The following is a 14,635-nucleotide window of genomic DNA, read 5'->3' as shown; positions in this document are numbered from 1 at the left end:
CTCTCTTCCTTATCGAAGAGAGCTTTTTCATTACTTCTTTTTTTCATCGTAATATTGGACGGGATACATAGAGCCTTCGGATACCATTTTGTTGTCCTCAATATCTTGCGGGTGCGGATGTCCTGCTTTATCGACTGGGAACGTTTCCATATCCGGCTGTTTGGTCATTTTCATTTTCATGCTGTGAATGAATTCTCTAGCTTTTTGGCGATTTGACGGGTCTTTTAATAGATAAGAAGTGATGCCGACGGTTGAAACAGCGAGACCTGAAAGTAACAGTTTTTGTTTCATGGTGATACTCCTTTCTATTTTAAGAGTAGTGTTTCCTGTATCATTCCCGTTTTGGGTATGGCTAAACCTTTGCCGATTTTCTTAGGGAAACCGTTCAGCGGCTGTGCCTGTTATTCTTTGGGCGGGTATACTGAAAGCTCTGTGGGAAAGAATAACTGTGGTGAGAAAACCTTGCGCTATCACGCAAGGTTTTTTGTAGTCGATTGGTCATGTTCATCGCAAAAATGTTACACCAATGTAAACGTTTAATAGGACCATAAGGCTTATTGTTAAGTTATTGTAAATTAAGCGGATGTTTTATTTACAATCATCTGAACTTGAAACATAATCGAAGAGAGTTTGCTGAATAATGTCTAAACAGAGGTGAACATGTTGGCGATTGACATACAAACATTACTGTTCGAATTTCTCGGGGGTCTCGGTATTTTCCTGATTGGGATTAAGTTCATGGGAGACGGACTTCAGAAATCGGCTGGAGATAGATTAAGAAATATTTTAGACCGTTTTACAAGCAATCCGCTAATGGGCGTATTGGCGGGGATTATTGTGACGGTTTTGATTCAGAGCAGTTCCGGAACCACGGTTATCACCGTTGGGCTTGTCAGTGCGGGCTTTATGACGCTTCGCCAGGCCATTGGCGTCATTATGGGAGCCAATATTGGAACAACGGTTACCGCGTTTATTATCGGAATCGATATAGGGGCCTATGCGTTGCCGATTATTGCTGTCGGCGGATTTTTACTGTTTTTCTTTAAACATAAAAATGTACAAAACGCGGGTCAGATAGTGTTTGGGTTCGGGGCTCTGTTTTATGGGCTGGAGTTAATGAGCGGCGGCATGAAACCGCTCCGTTCACTTGAGGCCTTTCATGATTTAACGGTTAGTATGAGCTCCAATCCGGTTCTAGGTGTTGTCATTGGGACTTTGTTTACGGTTCTCGTGCAAAGCTCCAGCGCCACGATTGGTATCCTGCAAGGTTTATTTTCAGATGGTCTGATTGATATTAACGGTGCGCTGCCGGTGTTATTCGGTGACAATATCGGAACGACGATCACCGCGGTTCTTGCGTCTTTAGGTGCATCTGTTGCAGCGAGACGTGCTGCGGCCACTCATGTGCTGTTTAACCTTATCGGGACAACGATTTTCCTGATTTTGCTTAAACCATTCACAGCATTGATCTTATCGCTTCAGACATCGATTGGGCTTGATCCGAAGATGACGATTGCATTCGCACACGGAATCTTTAATACGACCAATACGATTATACAGCTTCCTTTTGTCGGGATATTGGCTTTGATCGTAACAAAACTGATTCCGGGCAAGGATTCAATGGTCGAATACAAGTCGCATCTTGATCCGATTTTTATCGAGCAATCCCCATCTATTGCTCTTGGACAAGCAAAAGAAGAAGTGCTGCAAATGGGGAATTTTGCGGTGCAGGGGCTGGAAGTTACAAAACAGTTTTTAGTGACAAAACAGCCAAAATACGCGGCAAATGCTTATCAGATAGAGGATGCGGTTAACAATCTTGATCGGAAAATTACCGATTATTTGATCGAGCTTTCTTCAAGTTCTCTTTCAGAGCACGAGTCTGAGGAGCATCATATGCTGATGGATACCGTCAGAGACATTGAAAGAATCGGCGACCACTTCGAAAATGTAATTGAACTGATTGAATATCAGCAGGCGCATCGTGTGGTTATCACTGAATCTGCCATGGCGGATTTAACGGAAATGATGGATTTGACGATTTCTACTGTGAAAGCGTCCATGGAAGCATTGCACCACAATGATGTGAAGATAGCTGAGCAAGTCATTGAAAAAGAAGATGAAATTGACAAAATGGAACGGAAGCTTCGCAAAAAGCATATTATCCGTCTGAATGAAGGGCTGTGCACCGGACAAGCGGGCATCATCTTTGTCGATATGATCAGCAACCTTGAGCGTATCGGCGATCATGCGGTGAATATTGCAGAAGCTGTTATTGGTGAAAATCGATAAGAAAAAGCTGAGAATCCTAAGATTCTCAGCTTTTTTTGTAGTCTTTTTTAACGTGCTGGAAGACATCGGGGTAGTTTGTAAACACTCCTGTCACTCCCCAGTCAAGCAGGCGGCGCATATCTGCTTCTGTATTGACCGTGTAAGGATGAAGCAGGAGGCCATGGCTGCGGATCATACTGACGTTTTCTGCATTTAGCGCTTTATAATCTGGACCCGCGCCGACAGCGTATGTTTTGATTTCGTCCAGGTCAGCATCTGTCATTGACGCCATTTGTTTGGCTTCCAGCAATTGAACGGTTGGCAGGTTTGGCTGTAATTGATGGACTTTTACCAGGCTTTCTTTGCTGAACGATTGAATAATCACTTGACCGCGCTTAGCATGTTTGCCTAGTAATTTATGTTTCTGTAAAGAAGCGATCAGTTTTTCTTCCATGCCTGGGTAGGTGTCAGGCGATTTTGTTTCAATGTAGTAGTTCGCGTGTTTTCCGAAACGGTCTAATACCTCGTCTAATGTAGGAACTTTAAGGCCGGCGTACTGCGGCTTTGCTTTTTCCGGATAGGCTTTATTAAACCAAGAACCGGCGTCAAGTTTCTTAATGTCTGCGAGCGTATGGTCTTTCACCCAGCCCGTTCCGTTTGTGGTGCGGTCCAGTTTTTCATCGTGCATGACAATCAGTTTGCCGTCTTTTGTCATTTGCAGATCCAACTCAATATAATCTGCTTTCATTTTCTGAGCGGTTTCGTAAGAAAGGATCGTGTGCTCAGGCACATATCCGGAAGCCCCTCTGTGCGCGACCGTCAGGATACGGTCAGGTGACAGCAGGTTTCCTTTTGACGCTGCCGACACTGGTGTTACCATAAATGAGAGTAAGCCCAGCGACAGAAGAACCAAGGCTAGTATTCTATTTTTTCGCATGATTTCTCCTCCTTATAGATAAACAGTACCTGTCTTTCATATTAAAAAAATGATGTAAACGGCGTGTTAGAAAATGATTAATCTTTTATGTTTCTTTCTTAAACGTGCTCCGCCCGTTTTCCTGTATTCCATGTCAGAGCCAAGAAGACGATAGCAAGAATGCAGGAAGAAATCAGCATGATAAAGCCGCCGTTCCAATCAAACTGGTCAACGACAAAGCCCATAATGGCGTTTGCGAAGGCAGATCCGCCAATGTATCCGAAAAATCCGGTCAAACCGGCTGCAGTTCCTGCCGCTTTTTTCGGCGCGAGATCAATTGCTTGCAGGCCGATCAGCATAACAGGTCCGTAGATTAAGAAGCCAATGCTGATCAGGGCGATGTTGTCTACGAGCGGATGGCCCGCGGGATTCAGCCAATACACCAATACGGCAATGAATACGCCCGCCATAAACAAGACGCCTGCCGGTGCCCGGCGGCTTTTGAAGAATCGGTCACTGATCCAACCGCACAGGATCGTTCCCGGTATGCCGGCGTATTCGTAGAGAAAATACGACCAGCGCGAATCTTCAGGAGAAAAGCCTTTTGCTTCTGTTAAGTAAGTAGGCGCCCAGTCAACCACGCCGTACCGCACGAAATAAACAAATACATTGGCAAACGCGATGTACCAAAGAAATTTATTGTTCAGCACATATTGAAAAAGAATTTCTTTTGTTGTTAATTCTTTTTCCTGATTTTTAAAAGCGTGTTTTGGATAGTCATTCCGATACTCTTCAATTGGCGGGAGTCCGCAGGATTGAGGCGTATCGCGAACCAATAAAACAATCAAAAATGAAATGATAATGGCGATGATGGCAGGGAAGAAAAACACGCTTTTCCAGGTCACGAACATCGCGATGCCAAGAGTAACAAGCGGTGCAAGAATCCCGCCACCTATGTTATGGGCGACATTCCAGATCGACATTTTGGTGCCCCGTTCACTAATGGAAAACCAATGGGCCATCGTCCTTCCGCATGGCGGCCAGCCCATTCCTTGAAACCATCCGTTGATAAACATAAAAATAAACATGATGGTGACGCTCGAAGTCACCCAAGGCATTGAAACAAATAGGATATTAACAATTGCTGATAAAAATAGGCCTGTCGCGAGAAAATACCTCGGATTACAGCGGTCAGACACCATACCCATGATGAATTTGCTGAAGCCGTATGCAATGGACACAGCGGCCAGCACCAATCCCAGTTCCGTTTTTGAAAACCCCTGTTCCTGCAGATAAGGAATGGCGAAGGCAAAGTTTTTCCGCAGCAGGTAGTAGCCTGCGTAGCCAATGAAAATACCAATGAATACTTGCAGCCTGAGCCGTTTGTAAGCCGCATCCATCTTTGAATCGTCCAGTCTCTCAATGTGAGGAGCCGGTTTAAATATATTAAGCATCAAAATCATCCCCCTTTGCTGTTAGTGCTGGATGTGTGGCGTGCCTCCTTTCTGAAAAACAAAAAGAGCCAGAAAACACCCCTTGTCAAAAAGGGGTTTGATTCCTGGCTCTCCTCATCTCCATCCAAGCTATTAACTTATCATGATAGCGCTTTCTTAAATTATCATAGTCCGGAGTGAATGTAAACGGGTAATTTAAAATTGGATCTTGAAAAAAGTGAATATTATCCTTTTCATATTGCAGTTATGTTTTTTTACGAGCCGCATAAAAATCTGGAGGGAGGCTGTTGCAGGTGGATGAATTAGATATCGCATTTGGTATTTTGCCTTTAGGGATTATATTGTTATCGGTAGCCGGGACTTGTGTTTATAAAAACGTGTATCTGATGCCGGTGCTTAGTTTGATCATTTCGCTAGTGTTCACTTTTACTATTTTTAACGAATCATTTTTAGGGTGGGCTGTTGTCTATAGCTTGGTTTCACTGGCTTTATCCTCTATCACATTGATTGTGATCAGGAAAAGGAAAGCATCAGGAAAATAAAAAATGCCCCACTTTCCAACATATCGTTGACTAAGGCAACTATCATTGATTATAATTGGCTTAATCGACGATATAAGAAAGTGGGGATGAGTTTGAAAACCAGTGAATCAACTGTCGGATTAAAATTCAGAAAGTTCAATCGATTTTATACAAATGTCCTTGGTTTCCTTAATGAGCACATTTACGACAGCCCGTTTTCCTTAACAGAAACACGGATTTTATTTGAGATTTATAATACGCCTAATTGTACGGCAAAAGCCCTTCAGGATAAGCTAGGGCTTGATCGGGGATATGTCAGCAGGATTTTGAAGCAGTTTGAAAAAGAAGATTTGATCTATAAACAGAAAAGCAAAGATGACGCTCGCCACCACTATATTTATGTCACGGAAACGGGGAAAACGATTTATAAAAAGCTGGAGGAGAAAGCCAACGAACAAGTAGAACTGATGCTGAAGGAAATTGACCAAAAGGATCAGCACAAGCTTGCGGAGGCGATGGCAGAAATTGAGGCGATCCTTTCACAGTCGCTTTCTTCCAGAACGTCAGACATATCGATTAGAGATTATTTTCTTTCGGATGATCTTCAGCTTCTCATTGAAAAACAGAGACACTTTTATGAGGAGGTTCATGGCTGGGACGACACGTTTTTAGCTTATCTTCATGAGACATTTGATGCTGAAATCGAAAAAATATGGATTGCAGAAAGCGGAGGGAAATTTGCCGGCTCTGTCGGGTTGGTCAAACATGATGAAAAGACAGTGCAGCTCAGATGGTTTCTTGTTGATGCCGCTTTTCGAGGAAGGGGGCTCGGCACTCAATTGCTGGAGCATCTGGTTGCATACTGCCGGGACATGAGATTTGAACGCATTTTTCTTTGGACGGTGAGCACCATGGCTGAGGCCCGTCCGCTCTACGAAAAATTTGGATTCAAGGTAAGTGAAGTGAAAAAAGAAGCGCCATTATGGGGACAGCGTCTGACAGAAGAACGGTGGGATCTGGAGTTGTCATGAAAAGACTGCACTATGCTTGGATCATCGTTTCCATCACCTTTTTGATCTTATTGGCCGTTCAGGGGGTGCGCCTGTCGTTTGGTGCATTTGTGGAGCCGTGGGAACGGCAGTTTTCAATGGATAGAGGCACCATCTCGCTGATTTCAACGATAAGCTTTATTGTCTACGGCATATCACAGCCGGTGATTGGGCGTCTTGTGGACAAATGGGGTGCTCGGGCTGTTTTGTCATGGAGTTCGTTACTGACAGGGGTCAGCATTTTCTTAACATGCTTTGTCACCTCGCCTTGGCAGCTGTTTCTGCTTTACGGGCTGGGCGTCTCGCTTGGAGTGGGCGGAGCATCGAATGTGGCAGCAAGTGTGTTGGTTGTCAATTGGTTTAGCAAAAAGAGGGGACTAGCCTTTGGAATCATGGAAGCAGGCTTTGGGGCTGGGCAAATGCTTCTCGTTCCCGGCTCACTCATGCTGATCCATTGGTTTAGCTGGAAGCTGACGGTGGTGGTGTTGGGCTTGCTGTTAATCGTGATTGTCTTTCCAGCTGCACTGCTGATGCTGCGGAACAATCCTTCAGAAAAGAATGCAGAGCCGATCGGCGGGCTGGCTGCTGTGGAAAAAGAAACAGCGCCTAATACAACTGCTCTTTCAGTGACCGGAATGTTTCGGATGAGGCAATTCTGGTTTTTGATTTTGCCGTTTTTGATCTGCGGATTTACGACCGTGGGGCTGATGGATACCCATTTGATTCCCTTTTCTCACGATCACGGCTTTTCAACGACAGTCACAAGTGCCGCTGTCAGTCTGCTTGCCGGCTTTAATATCGCTGGCATCTTACTGTCTGGAATTGTAGCGGACCGGTGGAGCAGCCGGAAAATCCTGTGCTTTTTATATGCGGTACGCGCGCTGTCGATCGTGATTCTGATTTACAGCCACGAGCCCTACTTGCTTTTAGCCTTTGCGATTCTGTTTGGATTAGTGGACTTCGCCACGGTAGCGCCGACTCAAATGCTCGCTACCCAGTACTTTCAAAACTACTCGATCGGCCTCATGATCGGCTGGCTGTCGCTTGCCCATCAAATCGGATCGGCACTCGGCGCGTATGTGCCTGGCGTCATCTATACTGTAACGGGTGAGTATACAATGGCTTTTTATGTGTCGATTGGAATGCTCGTGCTGGCGAGTGTGATGAATGTGTTGCTGAGGGAGCCCGCAGCGGCCACGCGTGACAGTGTGGCTGTGATAGAGAAGGGATGAGGGCAGAGATTGAGCATCTCTGATTTCGGGATTATTCAGAGATGCTTTTTTTGTATTTTTGTTCTAATACGAAGTCAATCATTCCGACAATGCGGGCGTTTTCGGATTTTTGTTTGAAGCGCTCAGAAATTTGAACTTTTCTTGAAAATGGGAAAACACCAAATACCCAGATAAGGCCAATTAACACAAAAAACATTTGTACACCCATCTCTATTAAATCATTATAATGAGAACTGAAAACATAAATATATAACGTTATTAATGTCACTGTAAATACGATTTTGACAGTGTGTTTGAATGTGAGCTGTGGTTCAATTAAACACACTTTCATTTGGTTGAGTGTGAAAGAGTCTTGTTTCATTAGGTAAGAAAGTAAATCATTGTCGTTTTGACTGATAGGGTACAAGTCGGTTTCTATTTTTTTTGTGATCTCCTGATACTTATGTATATTACTTTTCATACAGTATCCCCCCTTTTTTAGAAGAACTCCATGAATCCCTAAAGGACTCATGGAGAAACAATATTATTTAAAAAGTGCTAAAAATGTACGGAAGAGTACTGCAGCAGCTCCCATTTCAGGGCCTACCGTTAATACTAATGCACCAATACCAGCAACAATCAAGATACCTGTACCTGCCACAACCATGTTGTTGACAATAGTATCCCAATTCGGTGAGTATACTTCCTCAGTATCTGGTAAAGTAAAGTGCTTCTGTTTTATTTTAAACGTAATCGTAGTCGTAAGTCCAGTTGTAGTACTGTCACCTACTGGAATATCAGGGGTATAGATTTTAATTTGAATGTTTAACGATTCAGCAGTTGGATTAATATAAATCTCCAAATATCCATTGCGCACTGATAAGCTAAGACTGTTTAGTAGGTTTTGATAAGAGTCGATTTGTGACGCAGTGAGAGACGTTTGTGTGTCGCCCAATAAACCTGTGATATAGGCACCTGGTTTACCATTTGTAATGGTAATCGTATTTGGTGATCCTTCACTTGGTATGGTTGCCAGTAGTGAAGTGGATAGAATGATATCCAACTCAGGTGATGTAAAAATGGTTTCTGTCGTATCAAATTCAAACATCGCGTTTGCAAGATTTGATAGATTTTCTAAAGCCGGAATGGTAGATAAAATGTCTGTCAGTGTACGCAGTCTTGCATCATATACCGGATCAGACGGCGGATTCACGTGGCTTACGCCTGAGTCTCTTCCTGAAAAGCCGTCTTTATCAATCCCGATGCTTCCAGAGCCGCTTCCGATTGTTCCTTCATAAAATTGATCAAAGGCCCAGTTGTTTGGCATCGGATAGCCGAGATTGCCGCTAAATTCAGTTGACATATTTGCCACAAAACTATATTTTGTCAGTCCTGCTTCTGAAGTACGGATACAAATGTTTCTGGGTCCGTAAACTCCAATTTCATATTTAGGTGCGGTTGAAAATGTCTGCATTTTTGTAAACGCTGACTTGATCTCTTGAAAATAAGGGATGATTTTATCGGTTACTTCATAATCGTATGCATCAAAGTCGACGGCAAAATAAATGGTCGTGCCTGACGGGAATCCTAATCTTCGAGCCGCTGAAGCAGCACTGTATGCATCTCTTGTGCCTTGGTCTTTTACAAAATAAGAAGATTCATAACCGCCGTCTTGATAAATTGGAAAGACCTTTAATCCGGCATCAAGAATAACTGCAAGTTCTTTAGATGTCAGGGCTTTTGATGTGAGGCCATTGCTTGTCCGCACATTTCCGGTCAAATATCTGCCAACCGTTTTATAACCGCTATTCCGCAGTGTTTGAGCTTTTTCTGCCGTTATAATTGTTGCAGTGTCACAAGCTGAAGCGGCGCGTGCTGTGTCTCCTGAGCTTGATAATAAAGCTTTAATGGTCGGCATATCTGCATAACCTGTTTGCGGCAGGCACATGAACTCTTGAAATGCTTTAATGGCTGAAACAACACCGACACCATATTTGCCGTCAAACTCACCAGGGTTGAATGATTTTCCGTTGCAATAAAGGGCGTACTGAACAATTAAAACAAAGCCTGTTCTTGAATCGCCGGGAGTTAAAGTAGGGCATAAACTTGTTGTGCCGTTTCCGAAAAATCCATTGGCAACACTTGTGCTCATGCCTTCTTCTTTTTGTAGGGCATAAATAAGAGCTTTGTTTGTATCGCGGCCATATAGTCCGTCACAAGGCATTAACCCGATGTAGTCATTGTAGTCCCGGTTTAAGTTTTGTTGAATCTGGCGGATTCTTGAATCGCCCCCAGACACCAGCTTAAAAGCGCTCATGTCCAATAAGGCTTTCATAATCAACGTGGTGACTATCCCATCCTGTGTTGTCAGTCCGGCAGCTTTCTGAAATTCCTTCACCGCATTTTCTGTTTTTTCATAAAAGACGCCTGTAAAACCGCCGGGATTAAAGCCTTTGCACCATAAAGCTCCCTGTAAAATAAAATTCATGTTGCTTGGTTCTGAATCTGGAGCTTGGCGTTTAAGAGGCTTAAATAAGCGCTGTGTTGTCGGCCCGAAGTTATCAGCTGGTTCTGAGATACCCAGTTCAATTTGAAGAGCCCGAGTCAGACCGTAGATCGTATCCCACCCAGTTTTCCCGCTCTCTTCTACTGGGTTATACCCATGCTTTCCGCTGTACGTTTCGTTCAGCCATTGCTGTGTGATTAAGACCATTTCATCAACCATTTTGATTCCTCCTTTATTAGATCGCGTTCATTTATAGGTGGCAAACGTAGGACAAAATAAAAAATGGATGCCGTTAAGCATCCATAGTACTTCCGTTCTCCATCAGCTTCGCTTTCGGTTTCAGCTCTGAAATGTAGAGCCCTAAAAGCGTAAGTGTACCTCCTAGAAGAGCGATCCATGTCATGTTTTCGTGCAGGATCAGGATGGAAGCTGTGATTGTGATGACCGGGACCATGTAAATATACGCGCTAGATTTTACGGCACCGAGCACACCGACTGAGTAATTCCATGTTGCGAAACACAGGGCGGAAGCACCGATGCCGAGGAAGAGCATGTTGAGTACATTTGAAGCGGATGAAAATCGGCTCAGGTCAAAATGGAAGTCGAACAAAAATAAAGGGGGAACCATAAACAACAAACCGTATAAAAACACTCTCTGTGTCAGCTCGATGATGTGATAATCGTAAGCGCTTAATTTTTTCATGAAAATCGAGTAGCCTCCGAACACGAGAGCGGCCCCGACTGCCATGATGTCTCCGAACGGATTCAGACGCAGTACGACATTGCCGTTGAACGTAATCAATAAAAGCCCGATCAGTGCTGCCCCAAATCCAATGAAAAAAGTCAGCCGCAGTTTTTCGCCTTCAAGCAGAAAATGGGCCAGCACCGCAGTGATCATCGGAATAACGGATACGATCATGCCGACATTGGATGCATATGTATAGGTGAGAGCTATATTTTCTAATAGAAAGTATAAGGTTACGCCAAATAAACCTGCCCCGGCAAATAACAGCTCCTGCCGCCAATTTTTGAACGGAATTATTTTGGGGCGTACGAGAATAAGCGCAATAAAGCCCATCAAAAACCGATAAAATAATATTTCCATTGGAGTGAAGTCAGCCAGAAGAACCTTTGTCGAAATAAAGGTCGTCCCCCAAATCAGAATGGTCACAATGGCTGCGATATGCCCGGAAGTTTCTCTTTGTATGCTCATCTTTGAAGCTCCTTTTCAAAAATCTTCATGTATTGCTTCGGCGTCAGCCCCACCTGCCGTTTGAAAAACTTCGTCATATGGCTCTGATCGCTGAATCCTGTCTGAAATGCCGCATCAATTGGTCTAACCCCTTGTTCCAGGAGTTTTTTCGCTTGATTAATCCGGATTGTCTCCAGGTAGCTATTAGGCGTAATTCCTTTTTGTTTTGTAAATGAACGCAATAAATGATACTTGCTCCAGCCTGTTAGTTCACTCAAATCGTTGAGCGTAACGTTCTCGGTATAATGCTCTTCTAAAAATTCGCAAACCATTTTGACTTCGTCGGACGGTTCGGGAATGCTGCTGAGGAATGTGACGTCAGAATAATGGCGGATCAGCTCTTCAAGAAGATGAAGAAACAGCTCCTCTTTGCGCAAAGCCTGTTTTTCCTTGGATATCAAAATATGCAATTCCTGCAGGCTGGTTGTCAGCTCGTGGCGGAATAACACATGCTGGGAGAAATATGGGAGATGCCCGGCACCAGTAATCTCTTTCACCGCCTTCTCCATGACATCCGGCATCACATTGATACACCGATAATCAAGCGTCCGCCCGTCAATCTGCTCACAGCTATGCGTGTCACGGGGGTTAAAGAGGAGAAGATCACCTGGATTGATGATATATTCTTGATCCTGACAGGCCAGATACCGCTGTCCTTTTTCAATAAAGCCAATCACATAATAATCGTGAAAGTGATTCGGGAATTTTTGCATAATCCCTTTGAAACGGTAGGCTTCTATATTAAGGTGCGGATCAAGCTGCAGTGTTCGGGTTTCGTTTTGCATGGGATGCCTCCTGTCGGTGTGGTGTCTTGGGTTAAGTGTAGCATGGTTTTTGGGGATTTCTTGTATGATGTTGCTGTTTGGAAAAGAGAAAGCAGACCTTTACTGGTCTGCTTTCTTTTCCATCAGTAGGGCTTGTGATGTCCATCTCAACTAATGTCAACGTAGCCATATTGCGCCGCTAATAGGCGGGCATCTGGATTCTTCCAACTCAACAGGGCTTTAAAATTTAAACTGTATTTCTATGAGAACGAATTCTGTCAACGGTTAGAAGAAAACAGGAGGTCATAAAATATTCTCTTATGTGCATTGATTTCACCTACGGCGTTATAACTCTGTATTTTAAGCATCTGGTAAAGAAGGAAATCAACACAAATTTCCAAGAAGGTTTTAATGATGAATGATTCAAATTTGTTGTGAACGCACTATGTCACGGAGGACAAGATATTAGTCGTTCACATTTGCTGCTAGCCACCAGCCGCTAGGAAACCCGATTAAATCCTTTAGAAAGTCAGTAAGTCAATTGATGCCCCTTTTCTACAAAATCACTGCCGCGTCGTAGGCATATTATCAGTAAGCGCCCGTGTCTCTAATACCTTACCCTACCTTGGCTGACAGGATGACTTTTGTTACTATGTCAATCGTCCATTTTGAATGAGCCACCGTCTTTTTCTCTTTTTCTTACTCTTCTGCTATTAAAGTCCATGAGATCATTTGTGTCAGCAATATTAATCAATTCAGCAAAATTGACTTCTAGAAGAAGTATATATTCATTCATGATTTTTGCCCTTAGAAAGAGATGAACTAGAAAAGTTCCGTATGTTTGATTACTGTTTTTCCTCTTCAACGGTTTGTCGAAAGTCCGGATAGTAACCGAGTTTTCAGTTTTCATAAGGAGTGAGTGCAGGCTGTTCGACGCACTATAAATAAAAAGTCCTGATGTAATAGATTAAGACTCGTGAAAGCCTTTATAAGCTTTTTCCAATTCTATTAGGTCTTTTGTTTATGAGAAATAAACATTTGGATTATTTTTAGAGTTTTCAGCCAGAAAGAGGTTACAAATATTAGAGATGAAAGAATTTTTTACAATTAAAATAGGTATATAGGGATAAATCTAAAAACAAATGAAAGGATGAAAGTAGGTTTCTTTTAACAAAAATTCCTTGTTTTTTACACCACATATTTTCGGGTACAATTAATCAAAATATGGAACTCATGTTCGATTTTTCTAGGAAAAGAAAGGTGATTGCATATGTATACACTTCAAGAAATTAGTAAATCTAAAAGAAAAAAACTAGTGAAGAATATCGAGAAGCACTTAAAGAACTACAATAATTACAAAGTTGCCATCCTTAATCTAAGTAAACAGCTTGAATTCATAGCTACAAATGATAATTTGGAAATCTTTAAAGAAAGCGTCGATGATGACTGTGAGTTTCAGGAATCTGTAGATAAACTCGCCAGCGAGTTACAGCATATCAAACTTGTTAAAGATTCAATCGATATTTCATTATCAGAATTAACAGAACTAGAGTACAAATTCGTTCAATACCGGTATTTCAAGAATTGGACTATCGAAAAAAGTGCGCTAGAGATCGGTTATAGTGATAAAGCCCTGTTTGTAATACGTAACCAGGTAATGGATAAATTATTGATCAGCTTAGGAAGCGTTGTTTACATGTAAAACTTGATAGGGTTGTGCGAAACCAGATTTGTACATAAAGTCTTTGAAGTTGAAGATAGAAGTATAACTAAATATAAAAAAATACTTCTACCTTTTTCTTTAAAGTAATCTATTATTACTTTTAAAAATATAGCTCGAAAACTAATAGCGATAGATTTCATAATAAAGGAGATTTGATGATGGATAAAGGGACATTTGTTAGAACGTTCGTCTTGATCATAGCACTTATAAACCAACTGCTTACAATATATAACAAGTCACCTCTTCCTCTAGACAATGAACAATTGGAACAATTCGTATCCGTGGTATTCACCACAGTAGCAGCATTGGTAGCATGGTATAAAAACAATTATGTTACAAAAAAAGGGCACTCACAAAAACAATTATTGGAGGAGAAGAATTTAACTAAAGTCAAAAAAAAATAATCATAAGATCTGGAGCTCTCCTAAATAGGGGAGCTTTTTATTTATTACCTAGAATGAGGTACAGAAAAAATACAAAACTGAGGATTTAAAGACTGGGTTTCCAAAATATTATTACTGCCCATTGGTAAGGAATACACATCATCTTTGACAGAGCCTACCAAAGAGAGTAAGTCTATTATCTATCTAAAGGTATGAACTTCATAAAATGAATGAGAAGGAACACAAAAGTCAATTAGAGCATACTGCTTTTTTAACCTGTGCCTAAGAACCCAAGGTCAAATACTTTTTAGGTTCTTTTTTTTATTTTTATAGGATTTTTAGCTTACTTAATGAGTACTCTCAAACCTCATTTTAGTTTTAAGATAATTATGTACTCTTCCTCATGGGGACAAATAAAAAATTGGAGGTTTATTATGGCAACAACATATTCTACAACTACTTATACTGTTAAATCTGGTGACAATTTGGGAAGTATTGCCCAACGCTTTGGGATGACATTGTCAGAGATCCAATCACTGAATAACATTAGCAACCCAGATAAAATTCAAGTTGGTCAAGTATTGA

14 protein-coding genes are annotated in these 14,635 nt (G+C 42.1%); 6 read left to right on the top strand and 8 right to left on the bottom strand.

The window, feature by feature from the left end; all coding sequences use genetic code 11:
* Nucleotides 1-30: 30 nt before the first annotated feature.
* Nucleotides 31-291, bottom strand: a complete 261-nt coding sequence (locus AC0DBE_RS19735) for a hypothetical protein (protein WP_014112476.1) — start codon at nt 289-291, stop codon at nt 31-33.
* A gap of 372 nt (nt 292-663) precedes the next feature.
* On the opposite strand from AC0DBE_RS19735, the gene AC0DBE_RS19730 reads away from it, so the two are divergent.
* The gene (locus tag AC0DBE_RS19730) at nt 664-2,292 is read left to right on the top strand and encodes a Na/Pi cotransporter family protein (RefSeq protein ID WP_472963467.1); all 1,629 of its coding nucleotides are present in this window, start codon (nt 664-666) and stop codon (nt 2,290-2,292) included.
* A 25-nt stretch (nt 2,293-2,317) separates the two neighbouring features.
* On the opposite strand, the gene AC0DBE_RS19725 is transcribed toward AC0DBE_RS19730, so the two are convergent.
* The gene (locus tag AC0DBE_RS19725) at nt 2,318-3,208 is read right to left on the bottom strand and encodes a glycerophosphodiester phosphodiesterase (protein WP_061186970.1); all 891 of its coding nucleotides are present in this window, start codon (nt 3,206-3,208) and stop codon (nt 2,318-2,320) included.
* A 98-nt stretch (nt 3,209-3,306) separates the two neighbouring features.
* The gene (glpT, locus tag AC0DBE_RS19720) at nt 3,307-4,641 is read right to left on the bottom strand and encodes a glycerol-3-phosphate transporter (protein WP_014112479.1); all 1,335 of its coding nucleotides are present in this window, start codon (nt 4,639-4,641) and stop codon (nt 3,307-3,309) included.
* Nucleotides 4,642-4,934: 293 nt separating this feature from the next.
* Here glpT and AC0DBE_RS19715 point away from each other — a divergent pair, with 293 nt between their 5' ends.
* The 3 genes from AC0DBE_RS19715 to AC0DBE_RS19705 all read left to right on the top strand — a co-directional run bounded on the left by AC0DBE_RS19715 (nt 4,935) and on the right by AC0DBE_RS19705 (nt 7,443).
* Entirely contained in the window at nt 4,935-5,183 is a 249-nt protein-coding gene (locus AC0DBE_RS19715; RefSeq protein WP_079288282.1) for a YbeF family protein, read from the top strand.
* 92 nt (nt 5,184-5,275) lie between these two features.
* Nucleotides 5,276-6,193, top strand: coding sequence for a bifunctional helix-turn-helix transcriptional regulator/GNAT family N-acetyltransferase (locus AC0DBE_RS19710; protein WP_472963464.1), 918 nt, complete (start codon nt 5,276-5,278; stop codon nt 6,191-6,193).
* The gene (locus tag AC0DBE_RS19705; RefSeq protein ID WP_014112483.1) at nt 6,190-7,443 is read left to right on the top strand and encodes an MFS transporter; all 1,254 of its coding nucleotides are present in this window, start codon (nt 6,190-6,192) and stop codon (nt 7,441-7,443) included. The genes AC0DBE_RS19710 and AC0DBE_RS19705 overlap by 4 nt, the downstream gene beginning before the upstream one ends.
* A 31-nt stretch (nt 7,444-7,474) precedes the next feature.
* Here the strand turns inward: AC0DBE_RS19705 and AC0DBE_RS19700 are convergent, their stop codons facing one another.
* The 5 genes from AC0DBE_RS19700 to AC0DBE_RS19680 form a co-directional block, all read right to left on the bottom strand.
* Nucleotides 7,475-7,903 (bottom strand): hypothetical protein, encoded by a 429-nt coding sequence (locus AC0DBE_RS19700; protein WP_472963461.1) that lies wholly within the window; start codon nt 7,901-7,903, stop codon nt 7,475-7,477.
* Nucleotides 7,904-7,966: 63 nt separating this feature from the next.
* On the bottom strand, nt 7,967-10,147 hold the full coding sequence (locus AC0DBE_RS19695; RefSeq protein WP_472963459.1) for a glycoside hydrolase domain-containing protein: 2,181 nt from the start codon (nt 10,145-10,147) through the stop codon (nt 7,967-7,969).
* A gap of 73 nt (nt 10,148-10,220) precedes the next feature.
* On the bottom strand, nt 10,221-11,141 hold the full coding sequence (locus AC0DBE_RS19690; RefSeq protein WP_472963457.1) for a DMT family transporter: 921 nt from the start codon (nt 11,139-11,141) through the stop codon (nt 10,221-10,223).
* On the bottom strand, nt 11,138-11,965 hold the full coding sequence (locus AC0DBE_RS19685) for an AraC family ligand binding domain-containing protein (protein ID WP_014112486.1): 828 nt from the start codon (nt 11,963-11,965) through the stop codon (nt 11,138-11,140). The genes AC0DBE_RS19690 and AC0DBE_RS19685 overlap by 4 nt, the downstream gene beginning before the upstream one ends.
* Nucleotides 11,966-12,599: 634 nt before the next feature.
* Nucleotides 12,600-12,740, bottom strand: a complete 141-nt coding sequence (locus AC0DBE_RS19680; RefSeq protein ID WP_014112487.1) for a hypothetical protein — start codon at nt 12,738-12,740, stop codon at nt 12,600-12,602.
* A 474-nt stretch (nt 12,741-13,214) separates the two neighbouring features.
* Here AC0DBE_RS19680 and AC0DBE_RS19675 point away from each other — a divergent pair, with 474 nt between their 5' ends.
* Nucleotides 13,215-13,646 carry a hypothetical protein gene (locus tag AC0DBE_RS19675; protein ID WP_014112488.1) on the top strand — a complete coding sequence of 144 codons (432 nt, stop codon included), beginning with the start codon at nt 13,215-13,217 and terminating at the stop codon, nt 13,644-13,646.
* Nucleotides 13,647-13,825: 179 nt separating this feature from the next.
* Nucleotides 13,826-14,071: a phage holin gene (locus AC0DBE_RS19670; RefSeq protein ID WP_041520842.1), complete on the top strand. Its 246-nt coding sequence runs from the start codon at nt 13,826-13,828 to the stop codon at nt 14,069-14,071.
* The last annotated feature ends 564 nt before the right edge of the window (nt 14,072-14,635 follow it).

The organism is Bacillus sp. VA15 (assembly GCF_055721145.1).
Note: the sequence above shows the minus strand (reverse complement) of the source record. Positions and strands in the feature narration are given on the sequence as shown.

Bases quoted from the DNA above. Each gene is read 5' to 3' on its own strand.
- AC0DBE_RS19735 (WP_014112476.1), bottom strand. From the start codon at position 291: ATGAAACAAAAACTGTTACTTTCAGGTCTCGCTGTTTCAACCGTCGGC.
- AC0DBE_RS19725 (WP_061186970.1), bottom strand. From the start codon at position 3,208: ATGCGAAAAAATAGAATACTAGCCTTGGTTCTTCTGTCGCTGGGCTTA.
- glpT (WP_014112479.1), bottom strand. From the start codon at position 4,641: ATGCTTAATATATTTAAACCGGCTCCTCACATTGAGAGACTGGACGAT.
- AC0DBE_RS19705 (WP_014112483.1), top strand. From the start codon at position 6,190: ATGAAAAGACTGCACTATGCTTGGATCATCGTTTCCATCACCTTTTTG.
- AC0DBE_RS19700 (WP_472963461.1), bottom strand. From the start codon at position 7,903: ATGAAAAGTAATATACATAAGTATCAGGAGATCACAAAAAAAATAGAA.
- AC0DBE_RS19695 (WP_472963459.1), bottom strand. From the start codon at position 10,147: ATGGTTGATGAAATGGTCTTAATCACACAGCAATGGCTGAACGAAACG.
- AC0DBE_RS19690 (WP_472963457.1), bottom strand. From the start codon at position 11,141: ATGAGCATACAAAGAGAAACTTCCGGGCATATCGCAGCCATTGTGACC.
- AC0DBE_RS19685 (WP_014112486.1), bottom strand. From the start codon at position 11,965: ATGCAAAACGAAACCCGAACACTGCAGCTTGATCCGCACCTTAATATA.
- AC0DBE_RS19680 (WP_014112487.1), bottom strand. From the start codon at position 12,740: ATGAATGAATATATACTTCTTCTAGAAGTCAATTTTGCTGAATTGATT.
- AC0DBE_RS19675 (WP_014112488.1), top strand. From the start codon at position 13,215: ATGTATACACTTCAAGAAATTAGTAAATCTAAAAGAAAAAAACTAGTG.
- AC0DBE_RS19670 (WP_041520842.1), top strand. From the start codon at position 13,826: ATGGATAAAGGGACATTTGTTAGAACGTTCGTCTTGATCATAGCACTT.